The organism is Stutzerimonas stutzeri, from assembly GCF_051028275.1.
Taxonomy (GTDB): Bacteria; Pseudomonadota; Gammaproteobacteria; order Pseudomonadales; family Pseudomonadaceae; genus Stutzerimonas; species Stutzerimonas stutzeri_AS.
This window is the reverse complement of record NZ_CP069269.1, coordinates 139,280-152,738: the sequence shown is the minus strand read 5'-3', so window position 1 is coordinate 152,738 and position 13,459 is coordinate 139,280. Positions and strand designations below refer to the sequence as shown.

13 protein-coding genes and 1 tRNA gene are annotated in these 13,459 nt (G+C 61.1%); 9 read left to right on the top strand and 5 right to left on the bottom strand.

What is annotated here, in order from left to right; genetic code table 11:
- Nucleotides 1–23: 23 nt before the first annotated feature.
- On the bottom strand, nucleotides 24–1,124 hold the full coding sequence (locus JQR87_RS00725) for a TRAP transporter substrate-binding protein (protein ID WP_407293624.1): 1,101 nt from the start codon (nucleotides 1,122–1,124) through the stop codon (nucleotides 24–26).
- A 208-nt stretch (nucleotides 1,125–1,332) separates the two neighbouring features.
- Between JQR87_RS00725 and JQR87_RS00720 the strand changes: the two genes are divergently transcribed.
- The 9 genes from JQR87_RS00720 (at nucleotide 1,333) to JQR87_RS00680 (ending at nucleotide 10,532) form a co-directional block, all read left to right on the top strand.
- Nucleotides 1,333–1,878 carry a TRAP transporter small permease subunit gene (locus tag JQR87_RS00720; protein WP_407293627.1) on the top strand — a complete coding sequence of 182 codons (546 nt, stop codon included), beginning with the start codon at nucleotides 1,333–1,335 and terminating at the stop codon, nucleotides 1,876–1,878.
- A complete protein-coding gene (locus JQR87_RS00715) occupies nucleotides 1,871–3,247 on the top strand; it encodes a TRAP transporter large permease (protein WP_407293629.1) in 1,377 nt (458 codons plus the stop codon). Before JQR87_RS00720 ends, JQR87_RS00715 begins: the two co-directional genes overlap by 8 nt.
- 92 nt (nucleotides 3,248–3,339) lie before the next feature.
- Entirely contained in the window at nucleotides 3,340–4,572 is a 1,233-nt protein-coding gene (locus JQR87_RS00710) for a methyltransferase (RefSeq protein WP_407293631.1), read from the top strand.
- Nucleotides 4,573–4,647: 75 nt separating this feature from the next.
- Nucleotides 4,648–4,723: transfer RNA gene (locus tag JQR87_RS00705), tRNA-Thr, on the top strand.
- 187 nt (nucleotides 4,724–4,910) lie between these two features.
- A complete protein-coding gene (locus JQR87_RS00700) occupies nucleotides 4,911–5,552 on the top strand; it encodes an acetoacetate decarboxylase family protein (RefSeq protein WP_407293633.1) in 642 nt (213 codons plus the stop codon).
- 25 nt (nucleotides 5,553–5,577) lie between these two features.
- Nucleotides 5,578–6,213, top strand: a complete 636-nt coding sequence (locus tag JQR87_RS00695) for a TerC family protein (protein WP_407293635.1) — start codon at nucleotides 5,578–5,580, stop codon at nucleotides 6,211–6,213.
- 743 nt (nucleotides 6,214–6,956) lie between these two features.
- Nucleotides 6,957–8,285 carry a flippase gene (locus JQR87_RS00690; protein ID WP_407293637.1) on the top strand — a complete coding sequence of 443 codons (1,329 nt, stop codon included), beginning with the start codon at nucleotides 6,957–6,959 and terminating at the stop codon, nucleotides 8,283–8,285.
- Nucleotides 8,282–9,340, top strand: coding sequence for a nitroreductase family protein (locus tag JQR87_RS00685; RefSeq protein ID WP_407293640.1), 1,059 nt, complete (start codon nucleotides 8,282–8,284; stop codon nucleotides 9,338–9,340). The genes JQR87_RS00690 and JQR87_RS00685 overlap by 4 nt, the downstream gene beginning before the upstream one ends.
- Nucleotides 9,341–9,347: 7 nt before the next feature.
- Nucleotides 9,348–10,532, top strand: coding sequence for a polysaccharide pyruvyl transferase family protein (locus JQR87_RS00680; protein WP_407293642.1), 1,185 nt, complete (start codon nucleotides 9,348–9,350; stop codon nucleotides 10,530–10,532).
- Nucleotides 10,533–10,554: 22 nt separating this feature from the next.
- On the opposite strand, the gene JQR87_RS00675 is transcribed toward JQR87_RS00680, so the two are convergent.
- From JQR87_RS00675 to JQR87_RS00660, 4 genes are read right to left on the bottom strand one after another with little or no spacing between them, the layout of a single operon-like run.
- Entirely contained in the window at nucleotides 10,555–11,163 is a 609-nt protein-coding gene (locus tag JQR87_RS00675) for a DedA family protein (RefSeq protein ID WP_407293644.1), read from the bottom strand.
- Between the two features lie 9 nt (nucleotides 11,164–11,172).
- Nucleotides 11,173–12,438, bottom strand: a complete 1,266-nt coding sequence (locus tag JQR87_RS00670; RefSeq protein WP_407293646.1) for a c-type cytochrome — start codon at nucleotides 12,436–12,438, stop codon at nucleotides 11,173–11,175.
- Nucleotides 12,419–13,048: a cytochrome c oxidase assembly protein gene (locus JQR87_RS00665; protein WP_407293647.1), complete on the bottom strand. Its 630-nt coding sequence runs from the start codon at nucleotides 13,046–13,048 to the stop codon at nucleotides 12,419–12,421. Before JQR87_RS00665 ends, JQR87_RS00670 begins: the two co-directional genes overlap by 20 nt.
- On the bottom strand, nucleotides 13,045–13,458 hold the full coding sequence (locus tag JQR87_RS00660; RefSeq protein ID WP_434157853.1) for a hypothetical protein: 414 nt from the start codon (nucleotides 13,456–13,458) through the stop codon (nucleotides 13,045–13,047). Before JQR87_RS00660 ends, JQR87_RS00665 begins: the two co-directional genes overlap by 4 nt.
- Between the last annotated feature and the right edge of the window lies 1 nt (nucleotide 13,459).

Genomic DNA, 13,459 nt, shown 5'->3' with positions numbered 1-13,459 from the left:
TTCGTCTTGGCAGTGCGTGATCGTCAGCTGCGGATGTTGTAGATGTCTTTCTCGTTCAGCTCGGCGTACTCGTAGAGACGCTTGAGGTAGGCGCGCTGCTGCTCCCAGACCTTGCTGGCAACCGGATCGGCAGCCGCCGAGGCGTCAACCACCTCAGCCGCCACTTCCCTCAGGCGTGCCAGCACTTCATCAGGCAGACGACGTACTTCTACGCCCTGCTCGCGCAGCTGCTCCATGGCTTCCATGTTTTTCGCGTTGTAGTCGTCGAGCATGTCGCCATTGACTGCACGGGCCGCGGCACGAACGATGGCCTTGAGGTCGTCCGGAAGGGTTTCCCAGGCCTTGAGGTTTACGTCCAGCTCGAACGTGACGTTCGGCTCCTGCCAACCGGGTGTGTAGTAGTACTTGGCTGCCTTGTGCAGGCCCAGTGCCAGATCGTTGTAGGGGCCAATCCACTCGGTGGCGTCGATCGCGCCGGTCTGCAGCGCAGTGAAGATTTCGCCCGCAGGCATGTTGACCACAGTACCGCCCATCTTGGTCAGCACTTCGCCGCCGAGCCCAGGGGTACGCATTTTCAGCCCCTTGAAATCCTCGACCGAGTTCATCTCCTTGTTGAACCAGCCGGCGGTCTGCACGCCCGTCGCGCCACACGCCATGGGCAGTACGCCGTGGGGTTTGTACACCTCTTCCCACAGCTCCATGCCGCCACCGCGATGCAGCCAGGCATTCATTTCCTGAGCGTTGGGGCCGAATGGCAGGGCGCAGAAGAACTGAGCAGCCGGCACCTTGCCCTTCCAGTAGTAAGGCGCGCCATGGCCCATTTCAGCGGTACCGCGGGAAACGGCATCGAAGACCTCAAGTGCCGGCACCAGCTCACCTGCCGCGTAAACCTTTACTGTAAGGCGGCCGTTGCTCATTTCATTGACCAGCTTGGCGAAGTTTTCTGCGCCAACGCCTACGCCCGGGAAGTTCTTCGGCCAAGAGGTGACCATCTTCCAGTTGAATGTCTCGGCGCTTGCGGTGCCTTCGGATTTGTTGCCGGTTTCGGCTTCTTTGTTGCAACCCGCCAGTGCGGTTGCAGCCAGGCCGACGCCAGCGGCGGCCAAGATTTGACGACGTTTCATGGAGTTACTCCTTGTTGTTGTAATGCTGAATTTCGGCGCACCGAAATCAGGTAGCTCTAGCTATCATATGGCTATCTCTCACTCAAGCGCCGTGACTACGTACAGCCACTACGTACATCCACTGAGTACGTAGTACTGCGGGTTGCGACTCCCTCGCACAGCCGCCTAGAATCGCCGGCCGCCTGGCCATAACAATAAAGGATCTGCCATGTCGAAACATGCTCCTCCACTGCTCGGTCTCGCCAGAGTGATCGACGCCGTGAACGCCCGCTTTGGACAGGCTTGCGCCTGGCTTACCCTGTTCCTGGTCGTAGGTACTGCCGTCGTCGTCGTGCTGCGTTACGGATTCGGCATCGGCGCTACGGCCTTGCAAGAAGCCGTCCTCTACGCACACGCGCTGATCTTCATGGGCGCTGCTGCCTGGGTTCTACAGCGCAACGGCCACGTTCGCGTCGACATCTTCTACCAGCGCTTCAACCCCCGCTACCAGGCCTTGGTCGAACTGCTCGGCACCCTGCTGTTTCTGCTGCCTGTTTGCCTGTTTCTCGGCTGGGCGAGCTGGGATTACGTCGCCAACTCCTGGGCGACGCTGGAAGCGTCGAGCGAGTCGGGCGGTCTGAAATTCGTCTACCTGCAAAAGACCATCATCCTCGTCCTGGTCGTCGGCCTTGTCCTGCAAGGGGTTTCCGAGATCATCAAGGCCGCTTACGCCATTGCCGGTCGCCTGCCCGAGTCGGAGGTGAAGCATGGCTGAATTGATGGCGATACTGCTGTTCATCAGCATCTGCGCGGCTTTGATGGCCGGCTACCCGGTTGCGTTTACGCTCGGCGGCGTCTCGCTGCTGTTCGCCGGGCTGGGCGTCGTCACCGGCACGTTCGATGGCGGCTACCTCAGCGCGCTGCCGAATCGCCTGTTCGGCATCATGAACAATCAGACGATGCTGGCGGTCCCGTTATTCGTGTTCATGGGGGTGATGCTGGAAAAGAGCCGCGTCGCCGAAGACCTGCTCGAATCCATGTCGCGGCTGTTCGGTACCCTGCGCGGCGGGCTGGCCATCTCGGTCTGCGTCGTTGGCGCACTGCTGGCTGCAAGCACAGGGATCGTGGGCGCCACCGTTGTGACGATGGGCCTGCTGGCACTGCCAACCATGCTCCGCCGCGGCTACGACCCGGCCATCTCCACCGGCACCCTTGCTGCCACCGGCACCCTGGGCCAGATCATTCCGCCGTCGATCGTACTGGTGTTGCTAGGCGATGTGATGTCCAGTGCCTACCAGCAGGCGCAGCTGAAGATGGGCATCTTCTCGCCGAAGACCGTCTCGGTAGGCGATCTGTTCGTTGGCGCGCTGCTGCCGGGCCTGCTGCTGGTCGGCCTGTACATTCTCTACATCATCGCCGTAGCCGTTTTCCAGCCGAAGAAACTGCCGGCACTGCCACAGGAAGAGCTCGGGCCAATCGAGTGGGGCAACCTGATCAACGCCCTGGTCCCGCCACTGCTGCTGATCAGCGCCGTGCTCGGTTCGATCCTCGCCGGCTACGCCACCCCGACCGAGGCGGCGGCGCTAGGGGCACTGGGTGCAATGATCCTAGCCTTCTACAAGGGGAAACTGAACTTCGGCCAGCTCCGCGACGTGGCCTACGGCACCACCGAAATCAGTGCCATGGTGTTCCTGATCCTGATCGGCGCATCGCTGTTTTCGCTGGTGTTCCGTGGTTTCGGTGGTGAAGTGCTGATCGAGGATGTCTTCGCCCAACTGCCAGGCGGCGTACTTGGCGCCTTCTTTGTGGTCATGCTGGTCATCTTTCTGCTGGGCTTCATCCTCGACTTTATCGAGATCACCTTTGTGGTGGTGCCGATCGTCGGTCCGGTACTGCTGGCGATGGGCCTGGATCCGGTGTGGCTGGGCGTGATGATCGCGCTGAACTTGCAGACCTCGTTCCTCACGCCACCCTTCGGCTTCGCACTGTTCTATTTGCGCGGCGTGACGCCCAAGTCCGTGCCCACCAACACGATCTATAAGGGGGTCGTGCCGTTCATCCTGATCCAACTGCTTCTACTCGTGGTTGCCTACCAGTTCCCAGGCCTGATCACCTGGCTTCCGGAACAAATCTACGGCAAGTGATTCACGCAGGCGCCCGTTTCGACGGGCGCCTGGCTTTTCGGCAGCGGGATTCAGCGCGATCATAAGTGCGAAGCCGCCATCGCCGAGCCCCCATGCCATCCGAATCAACCAGCTGCGCACACCTGACCGAACGCTTTTTGCGGCTCGACAGCTTTCTGCTGCAGCATCAGGCGCTGTGGCGCCCCCGCCCCTTCACTCACCTGCGTCTTCCCTGGGAAACCGATCATCCGGAGCTGGCGCACTGGCTGCGTACCCGTTCGCTGGATGAGGCTGAAGCAGCACACAACCATCCCGAGCGACTTCCTGCACCCGCTCCGTTCACGCAACTCGCCGCGGAGTCAATTGAGCTGAGCCACGTGGAAAAGCTTCCACACACCCCACCACAAGGTGCTGAGCCTCGGCAATCTGTCGACGTGCCAGGACGTAAATGGCTGCAGATACAGGCGTTCGATGCGGCGCTGGCGTTCAGCGCCCCTCCTCACCGATGGCTCGACTGGTGCTCAGGCAAAGGCCATCTAGGGCGTCAGCTGGCCAGACGCGGAGGCGAGCTGACCTGCCTCGAATGGGATCAGACCTTGGTTTCAGCCGGCGCCCACCTGAGCCAGAAGCTGGGCATCGATGCGGAACACAGTCATCAGGACGTAATGACTGACGATGTGGCGGCCCAGCTCAACCGGGAGACCACCCCGGTCGCGTTGCATGCCTGCGGCGATCTGCATGTCCGATTGATCACGCTGAGCATTGCGCAGCGCTGCCACCAGTTGGCGATAGCCCCCTGCTGCTACAACCGGATCCAGGCCGATCGATACAACCCATTGTCATCGCTTGGCCAACAATCAGCCCTATCGCTTTCTCGCGATGACCTCGGCCTGCCACTCAGCGAAACCGTCACCGCAGGGGTCCGCGAGCGTCGCCAGCGCGACCAGTCGATGGCCTGGCGCCTGGGCTTCGACCTGCTTCAGAGGGACTTGCCCGGCACGGATGCGTACTTGCCGACACCTTCACTTCCCAGCAGCTGGCTGAAAAAAAGCTTCGAGCGTTACTGCCGGGACCTGGCAGCGCTGAAACAATTGCCCGAACCGCCAAGCAGGGACTGGCGCCTGCTCGAACAACGCGGCTGGCAACGCCTGGCCGAAGTGCGGAATCTGGAGCTCGTGCGCGGCCTGTTCCGGCGCCCGCTGGAGCTCTGGCTGCTGCTCGATCGCGCGCTGGCACTGGCCGAAAACGGCTATTCCGTCCGCCTTGGCACCTTCTGCCCAAGCGAGCTGACTCCAAGAAACCTTATGCTGCTGGCCGAGCTCAACCCACGTTTTGCGCGCACATGAAGAAACTCATGCAAACAACTGGCAACAAACAGTTTACTCGTCGCGCGCAATGGCTATAATGGCGCCCATCTTTTAGCCGGTATAGCTCAGCTGGTAGAGCAACTGACTTGTAATCAGTAGGTCCCGAGTTCGACTCTTGGTGCCGGCACCATACACAGAAAGGCCCACAGCAATGTGGGCCTTTTTTGTTTCTGGCGAAGCGGTTTCAGGCTTTGCGCACGAACCAGCGGGCAACTGACGTTTCGCCGTGATCAAGGTTTCACATCTCGTAGCGCCTCACAACGGACGACCGGCGCGCCAGGGTCGGAACCCAGGGCGTAGCGCGACGTCACTGCTATATGGAAACGTTCGATGCCTCCCCTTATCCGCCTGCTCCGTGGCACCTGACTGGCACCGCCTGTGTGTCGGCTTGGCGTGTGCCAACGCGTGAGCTACCGCCAGCCCCGAGTGGACTGGCTTATGCGGCGATTGGGGAAACCGCGCTGGTGATGACGATCTGGGCGGCTTACGAGCCAGGCGGCACGCTGATCTACAACGAGTTGGCCGTCGCCGCCATGGTCCGTGGTACCGGTGTATTTGCGCCGGTGGGCAGCGTGACACACATCTGGGTGGACGATGACCGCTCGGTTGCTGGCGGACGGGCGCTGTGGGCCATTCCCAAACAGCTAGGCGATTTCGAAATCGAGCCGCACACAGATAAGCGAGGCTTCGCGGCACGGCTGACGGCAGACAGTCGCCCTGTGGCCTCGGTGAACTTCGAGCCGAACATGAGCCTGCCGGGGCAGCCGAGCGCCAGTGGTTTCGTGGTGCAGAACAGCGATTGCGGTTTGCAGCGCACCCGTTGTCGAGGGCGTGGGCGCTTGGTGACAGGCCGAGCCTCCTGGGATTTCGACGCCAGTGGTCCGCTTGGGTTTCTGCAGGGCCGCACGCCGCTGTTCAGCTTCCGGATACGAGACCTGCAAGCCTCATTCGGGATCTAGCCGCGGGGCTTGCCATGCCCCAGCCATGACACCCATTCAGCCCGATGTCGCGTTGGCGATAGAAGGTCTTGCGTTGGTTCTGCGGCTGGGCCTGCTAGGCACCGTAGCCTGGATCGTTCAGTTGACCGAGCCGGTAATCGAGCTCTTCGGAAACGCTTTTTCCTGGAAGGACATGATTCTGATTGCTGGCGGACTGTTCCTTTTGTGGAAGGCCACGAAGGAGATTCACCACAGCATGGACCCAACCCCTGGCGGCGACATGTTCGAGGGCAAGCCGCTCGAGAACGCGGCCACGATGGGTTTCAGTGCAGCCATCGCGCAGATACTGCTGCTTGATCTGGTTTTTTCCATCGATAGCATCATTACCGCAGTAGGAATGACAGAGCACGTCGCGATCATGGTGATCGCTGTCGTCGTCGCAGTAACCGTGATGCTTGTTGCCGCTAGTCCGTTGGCCAAGTTCATCAACGACAACCCTACGGTTGTGATGCTTGCCCTGGGCTTTCTGATCATGATCGGCATGACGCTCATTGCCGAAGGCTTCGGCGCGCATGTACCGAAGGGCTACGTGTATGCAGCGATGGCGTTCTCGGCCGGTATTGAAGTGCTGAACATGCTGTCCCGTCGCGCCAAGCGAAAGCAGCTCGAGTCAGCCAGGTAGCACCCTCTGCCTATGCCCGGCTTTGCCGGGTATACAGAGCTGCATGAGCCAGACCACCGGTTCAGGTCTGCGCTCGGATTGCTCCCGATGATGACCGCCTACGCAGAGCAGTGAGTCGCCGGATAACGTTGCGGTGACATCGTCCAGTGGCAGAAACAAGTGGCAGAAACAAAAGAGCCCCGCATCAAACGATGCGGGGCTTTTCTGTTCTGGCTGAGTCCTGTCCCTTCAGCCGCTCCGAGCAGCGATCCCTTACGTCAGTCCTGACGACTCGCGAGGTCCTTCGCGGCAGCCTTGCACCAGCCCAAGGCGGAGGACTGGTCGCCGTGCTAGGCGATCCATGGCACATCGAAATGGGTCAGGGAACGGCTAGCAGCGGCAGCAGGGTTAAGAGCGGGCGTGATGGCAAAAGTTCAACTTTTGAGATGAAAAAGCCATCAGATTAATCACGACGCGACGATGGAATGCCGCCAGTAGGTATTCAAGCTCAGGTATAGCTGGCGGCAGCTGGACTTCTCCACCCGACACCGCAGCCTCATCTAGAACCAGTCTGCCAGCCCCAGCAACAGCAGGTCTAAAGGCGTTTCGCCAGCTCTACAATCGGGCCGCGCCGGGATACGTTTCCATTTGTTTGCCGTCGGAACATGACGATCTAAAAGAGGTCTGCTGTGCGTCGTCACTCCAGCGCAACTGAAGGCAATGCTTGCCACCACGAAGCTAGCCTTGAGGAGCCGAGCCACTAGATGAGCGCAATCACCACCGTTTTCAACAAACTCAAACTGTACCTGTTCAATGCTTCATGGATGATGGCGGAGCGGTTGCTGAACATCGGCGTGGGCTTTCTCATGGCGATTGTGCTGGCACGCTATTTGGGGCCGGAACAGTTCGGGATCCTCGCTTACGCCATTTCCATGACTGCGATCTTCGCCTCGGCCGGTCATATGGGGCTGGCAGGCCTGGTGGTGCGCGAGGTGGTCAAGCAGCCGGACAAGGTTCCGGAGACGCTGGGCACCACCTTCATGCTCAAGCTGACCGGAATGACCATCGGCTTCATCCTGGTCTTCGTTTACGCAGTGCTGTTCGAGCAGGTTGGCGGCACTGAGTTCTGGATGCTACTGATCGTCGCCTCGGCCATTTTCTTCCAGACATTCGACGTGGTGGAATATTGGTTCCAGTCGCAGGTTCAGGCCCGTTACCCGGCAATTGCCAAGTCCAGCGCCATCCTGCTTTCGGCAGGCCTCAAGCTATTGATGGTGTTCAGCGGCGCTGGCGTAATCGCCTTCGCCTTTGCTCACACTGCGCAATTCGCGCTGGCCGCGGTCATTCTCGCATTGCTCTATAAAGGCACCACTACCGTCTCGCTGACGACCTGGAAGGCCAGCTTCGCCAAGGCCAAGGAGCTCCTCAGCCAGGGGTGGATTCTCTATGTCGGCTCGATCTTCGCGGTGGTGTACATGAAGATCGACCAGGTGATGCTCAAGTGGATGGTGGGTGCCGAGGAGGTCGGGGTCTACGCCGTTGCAGCGCAACTTTCCGAGGCTTGGTACTTTCTGCCGATCGCCATCGTCGCATCGTTTTTCCCGAAACTGATCAAGCTGCACGCCGCCGACCCGGTACTGTTCAACAAGCGTTTCCAGCAGCTCTTCGATGTCCTGTTCATCCTTGCCATTGCCGTGGCGGTGCTGGTGTCGCTCGTCGCTGAGCCTGTGATCGCCCTGCTGTTTGGCGACGAGTACCAGAACTCCGCCTCGATCCTCACCATCCACATTTGGGCCGGCGTGTTCATCTTCATGCGAGCGGCGTTCAGCCGCTGGATACTGATCGAGGGCGTCCTGATGTTTTCGCTCATTACTCAGGGCCTCGGCGCGTTGGCCAATATCGGCATCAACCTGCTGCTAATTCCCCGTTACGGCGGTGAAGGCGCTGCCATGGCCACGCTCATCTCTTACGCCATTGCTTCGTACGCCGCCCTGCTGGTGCACAAGAAGACCCGTCCGGTGTTTTACATGATGACCAAATCGATGTTCAGCCCCGTCCGTTACGCATTTAACGCTGTAGGAGCCACCCGATGAGCCTCATGTCGCTCGCCAGAGCCTTGCCTGACCCCGTCAAGAACGCGATCAAGGCCACCCGGGACAACACTGGCCTTGCCCTGGTCCGCCTGTTTTCCGCCAGCGGCTTCCTGTCCTCCGTGTATTACTGCCTGATCAGCCGCGAATTCGATCGTGAACACCGTGCGGTGCTGCTTGGGCGTCTGCATTTCGCCAAGCGGATGCGCGGCAAGGGCGAGAACGATGCCTTTCTGCGCCGCAACGTGCACCGCCTGGAAAAGGGCCTGATCATGCGACCTCGGCGCAGCACCTTCGCAGAGGATTACATCGGGCCTACGGTGCGCTGCTATGCCGATGCAGCCCAGGCGGGGGTGATCAATGGCCAGCAGCGCTGGGCCAACGATGTGCTTACCGATTATTTCTCCGCGGTGAGTAGCACGCCGCGCATCGACGCGGCCAAGCGCGACTTCAGCAGCACGCTGAATCCCGACGATACCAACCGGTGCGTGCCCTACCCCCACAGCCAGCTACCGGAATGCCCGGTGAGCTATGACGAGCTCATGGTGTTATTTCGCCGTCGCCGCTCGGTGCGCTGGTATCAGGACAAGCCGGTCAGCAATGACCTGATCGAGCGCGCCGTGCGGGCTGCTGCGCTGGCACCCTCGGCCTGCAACCGCCAACCCTTTCGCTTCTATGTCAGTAACGGCAAGGCCAAGGCCGCCGAGGTGGCCAAGTGCGCCGGTGGCACGGCAGGCTTCCATGACAACCTACCCTGTGTGATTGCCGTGGTCGGTGACCTTGGTTGCTACCCCGAGGCGCGTGATCGCCATGTGGTCTATATCGACGGCTCGCTGGCAGCGATGCAGTTGATGCTTGCGCTGGAAAGCCTGGGTCTGTCGAGCTGCTCGATCAACTGGCCAGACGTGGAAGAAAGAGAACGCCAGCTGGCGAAAATATTAGGCCTGGCCTACCAGGAGCGCACTGTGATGCTGCTCGCGGTGGGCTATGCCGACCCAACGGGAGGGATTCCTTATTCGGACAAGAAGACCGAGAAAGACCTAATCGTATACAACTGAGGTAAGTATGATCATCGAGATCAGAAAGGCCGGCTTCGTCAACAAAGGCGCTGAGCTGATGCTGCACGCGGCGCTGCAAAAACTGAAGGCCCGGTATCCAGACGCGACCTTCGTCATGGCACCGACTCCGAAGAAAGCTGAACAGCCGTTCCGCAAGCTGGTTCAGCTGGGCTTCTATCCCAAGGCCTGGTTGTGGCGCTATGGCATTCAGTGGGGCACGCTGGCCAACTTCGCGCCGCGTCCGCTGCGTGAGATGTACGGCGTGGTGCTGGATAAGGAAGTCGACGTGGTCATCGACGCGGCGGGCTTCGCCTACAGTGATCAATGGGGTGAAAAACCCTGTGCCGAGCTGGCGCAGTCAACCAAGCGCTGGAAGAAGAACGGCACCCGCGTGATCCTTCTGCCGCAGGCGCTGGGGCCGTTCAAGTCGGAGAAAAACCGGACGGCGATGAAGACGGTGGTCGAGAACGCCGACCTGATATTCCCACGCGAACGCGTCTCCTACGAGCATCTGACCGAACTGGTGGGAGAGCAGGCCAAGATCAAGCAATTCCCAGACTTCACCAACCTCATTACCGGCGTGCTTCCACAGGGCTTCGATACCGAGCAGAACCGTTTCTGCATCGTTCCCAACTGCCGGATGCTCGACAAGACCGATCAGCAAACGCGCGATGCCTACCTGCCCTTCCTGATCAGCTGCACGCGCTACCTGTTGGAAAAGGGTGCAAAGCCGTTCGTGCTGGTACATGAGGGTAAGGACGATCAGCGCCTGGCTGACGAACTGTCGCTGGCGGTAGGCGGCATTCCGATCGTCAAGGAAAGTGGCGCACTGGAAATCAAAGGCATCCTCGGCGCCTGCAGCGGCACCCTCGGCAGCCGCTTCCATGGGCTGGTCAGCGCGCTGTCCCAGGGCGTGCCAGCCCTGGCCACCGGTTGGAGCCACAAGTACCAGATGCTATTCGAAGACTACGGCTTCCCTGAAGGGCTGGTGCAAGTCACTACCAACGAGACGGAAATCCAGCGCAAGATCGATCTGGTGACCGACGACGCGGTTCGGATACAGGCGTTGATCCAGGCTCGTACCGCTCAGCTCAAGCAGCAGTCTGAGCAGATGTGGCAACAGGTCTTCGCCGTGATCGATCAGTGTGAGCGCGCGCGCCAGACGCAACACCATACCGCTGGTGCGGCCTGACCCATCGCTGTGACGGCGCAGTCTAGTGCTTTTTGCTGGCGAAACGCTGGCGAATCAGGCGGTACAGGTAGTAGAGCACCATCAGCACCACAATCGCAGTGGAGACCGGATTCAGATACTCCGAGACCTTTTGGTACTGCGATTCGAGCAGATAGCCCGCCAGGGCCAGCAACGCCGTCCAGATCAGCGAACCCAGTGTCGAGTAGATCAGGAATTTGGTCATCGACATGCCGGCAATACCTGCCGGAACCGAGATCAGCGTGCGCACCGCGGGTATCAGGCGGCCGAAGAACACCGCACCCTTGCCGTGCCGGTCGAACCACTCGCTGGCCTTGTCGACGTCTTCCGGCGACAGGGTCAGCCAGTGGCCCCAACGTTCGGCGAAGTGTTTCATGCGCTTCTGGCCGAGTTTCGCACCGGCGTAGTACCAGGGCAGCGCACCCACTACCGAGCCGGCAGTGCCGACCAGGATCACCGCGATGAAGTTGAGGTCACCCCGCGCTGCGACGAAGCCGGCCAGCGGCATGATCAGCTCTGACGGGATTGGCGGGAATATGTTCTCCAGCAACATCAGCAGGAAGACCCCGACGTAGCCGAACGCCGAAACGATTTCCACGATCTTGTCGAACATCGGTTACCTCTACTGTCTGGATGGAGAATTCTGCGCCGATGGCTCGGCGCGGGTTGGTCCTGGCCTGCTTAGCGCTGGCGCGGGTTTATCGAGCGGCGGCGCAGCCGCTGCGGGCAGCGACGCATAGTAATCGGCCAGCGCCTGCATCTGTTCGGGCGTAAGACGCTGCGCAGCGCTGTGCATGATATGGGCGTACTCCGTGCCGCCTCGCTTACCGGCCGTGAACAGCTCCAGCTGCAATTTCAAATAGCGGGCGTACTGCCCGGCAATGTTCGGGTACATCGGATTGCGCGGGCCGGCCTTCGGCCCATGGCAATGGATGCAGGACGGTATGCCGCGCTCGGGTATGCCGCGTTCGGCCAGCGACAGGCCCTGGGCAAGAATGTCCGGCGTCGGCTCCGGAGCCTCCGTTCGGTTGACTGGTGGAAGCTCGGCGTAGTGCTCTGCCAGTGCTTCGAGCACATCCGGCTCCAGGCCCCCGGCGATCGGCTGCATGACGCCGCTATGCCGTTCACCACTGGCGTAGGCCTGCAGCGCGCCGAGCAGATAGGCCTCGCTCTGCCCCGCCAACCGCGGGATCGCGCCTTCGCCTCGGCCCCCGCCATCTTCGGCGTGACAGCGATCGCAGTTGGCCAACACCGGACCGAGCGGGTCCTGCAGCGGACGCAGATGATCGGGCGTGACGGGTTTGGAGGGTTCACCGCTGCGCCCGCCCAGCGCAAGCTCTCGATAGCGCTCGGGCGACATGCTCGGCATCGCCTGGAGAAATGCCACCATGGCCCAGACCTCATCGTCTCTTCTCTGTGCAGGCCAGGCCGGCATCGCGGTGAACTTCACGCCATTCTTCACGATCCAGAACAGCTCCTGCGGCTCCCAGCGTCCGATCCGTGGTGGCAGGTAAGGCGGCTCTGGCGTCATCTGCTGCACGATCAAAGACCGCTGCTCTCCTGGCCCGCCATGACAGGCCAGACAGCCGGTGTGATAGTGTCCGGCCCCCTTGATCAGCAGCGCAGGGTCGTCCAGTGGCGGCACCTCGATGCCCATCGACTGTGTAGCGACTGCGCGCCGCATGGCGTAATGCAACAACCAGCCGGTCACCTTCCAATGGCCTGAGCTGGCACTGATCGAGACCAGCCCCAGCGAGACGAGCACGAACGCGCCTGTGCCTGCGAGCGCAGCCAGCAACGCAATAGCCGCCACGACACGCTTCCAGGAGCCACCGGTCAGCCAGCACAGCCAGCCCCGAACGCTGCGCTCATCTGACTGAGAAAGCATTTCGCTTGTCCTGTAAGAGCCCGAAAAGCAAATACAACCCGCCGATAAGGTAGGCGCTGCCGCCAAAGGCCAGCATGATCACGCCCCCCATTTGCTGGTCCTCCAGCGGGCTCATGCCGGACAGCGCCGAGCCGGTGTGCTCGAACAGCGGTCGGCTCGACATCGCCAGCAGCACGCCAAGCAGCGTCATGTGCATCGAGGTCAGTAGCAGACCGGCAATGCCGGCCAGGGCGCGTCGATGCCGCACGCCGCCAAACGCCGCAAGCCACACCAGCAGGCCAACGAACAGGTAGCTGCCCTGCTCCAGCAGCTCGGCCGATTGCGACGTACGGGCCGCATGGTGCAGCGCCGGCATGTGCCAGGCCCAGACCACGAACAGCTCGATCACCGATGCCAGAATCGGCGAGAACAGAAACGGGATGCGCGTGGAAAAATCGAAACGGCCGCCGGCAAGGCCGATCGCCAGCAGGGGCGCCGCAACCGCTACCACCATCACGTGCATCAGCATATGGCCAACGAACAGCCGATCTGCCGTGTCGGGCAGTGGTCCAAGCCAGACCGCCGCCAGGGTGGCCAGGCCGAGCATCAGCGACAACGGACGCCAGATCATGCGCAGCTCCCGATAAACACCACACACAGCGCCACGAAGATCGTCGCAACAAAACTCAGGCCACTCAGTAGCAGCGTCGAGAAGCCAAGGAAACGATGGCGATCGGCCGGCGTGTCGAAATCATGCGGTGCCGTTGCGTTGCCGAAGGAATGTTTGCGCCAACCGCGCCAGCCGGTCAGAGCGATGCCGATCAGCGCAATCAGCGTCAGCACACCGATAGCAATACGGATGTCGCCTAACGCGCCGCCGCGGCCCGCCACTTTCGCGCACCACACGGATGCCGCCAGGTAGGACAGCAGGAAGTGCGCCGCCCAGATGGTCGGGCTGAAAGTGATCAACCAGAGCGAGTCACGCTCCTGGGGCGGCGCTTCGGGCGCCTGCTGATCGGCCATGCGCTGCTGCTCGCTCACA

What these genes read in the sequence shown, in the direction of transcription:
- JQR87_RS00680 (WP_407293642.1), top strand. Translation starts at nt 9,348, where the DNA reads ATGATCATCGAGATCAGAAAGGCCGGCTTCGTCAACAAAGGCGCTGAG.
- JQR87_RS00685 (WP_407293640.1), top strand. Translation starts at nt 8,282, where the DNA reads ATGAGCCTCATGTCGCTCGCCAGAGCCTTGCCTGACCCCGTCAAGAAC.
- JQR87_RS00710 (WP_407293631.1), top strand. Translation starts at nt 3,340, where the DNA reads ATGCCATCCGAATCAACCAGCTGCGCACACCTGACCGAACGCTTTTTG.
- JQR87_RS00675 (WP_407293644.1), bottom strand. Translation starts at nt 11,163, where the DNA reads ATGTTCGACAAGATCGTGGAAATCGTTTCGGCGTTCGGCTACGTCGGG.
- JQR87_RS00665 (WP_407293647.1), bottom strand. Translation starts at nt 13,048, where the DNA reads ATGATCTGGCGTCCGTTGTCGCTGATGCTCGGCCTGGCCACCCTGGCG.
- JQR87_RS00670 (WP_407293646.1), bottom strand. Translation starts at nt 12,438, where the DNA reads ATGCTTTCTCAGTCAGATGAGCGCAGCGTTCGGGGCTGGCTGTGCTGG.
- JQR87_RS00725 (WP_407293624.1), bottom strand. Translation starts at nt 1,124, where the DNA reads ATGAAACGTCGTCAAATCTTGGCCGCCGCTGGCGTCGGCCTGGCTGCA.
- JQR87_RS00720 (WP_407293627.1), top strand. Translation starts at nt 1,333, where the DNA reads ATGTCGAAACATGCTCCTCCACTGCTCGGTCTCGCCAGAGTGATCGAC.
- JQR87_RS00690 (WP_407293637.1), top strand. Translation starts at nt 6,957, where the DNA reads ATGAGCGCAATCACCACCGTTTTCAACAAACTCAAACTGTACCTGTTC.
- JQR87_RS00700 (WP_407293633.1), top strand. Translation starts at nt 4,911, where the DNA reads ATGGAAACGTTCGATGCCTCCCCTTATCCGCCTGCTCCGTGGCACCTG.
- JQR87_RS00715 (WP_407293629.1), top strand. Translation starts at nt 1,871, where the DNA reads ATGGCTGAATTGATGGCGATACTGCTGTTCATCAGCATCTGCGCGGCT.
- JQR87_RS00695 (WP_407293635.1), top strand. Translation starts at nt 5,578, where the DNA reads ATGACACCCATTCAGCCCGATGTCGCGTTGGCGATAGAAGGTCTTGCG.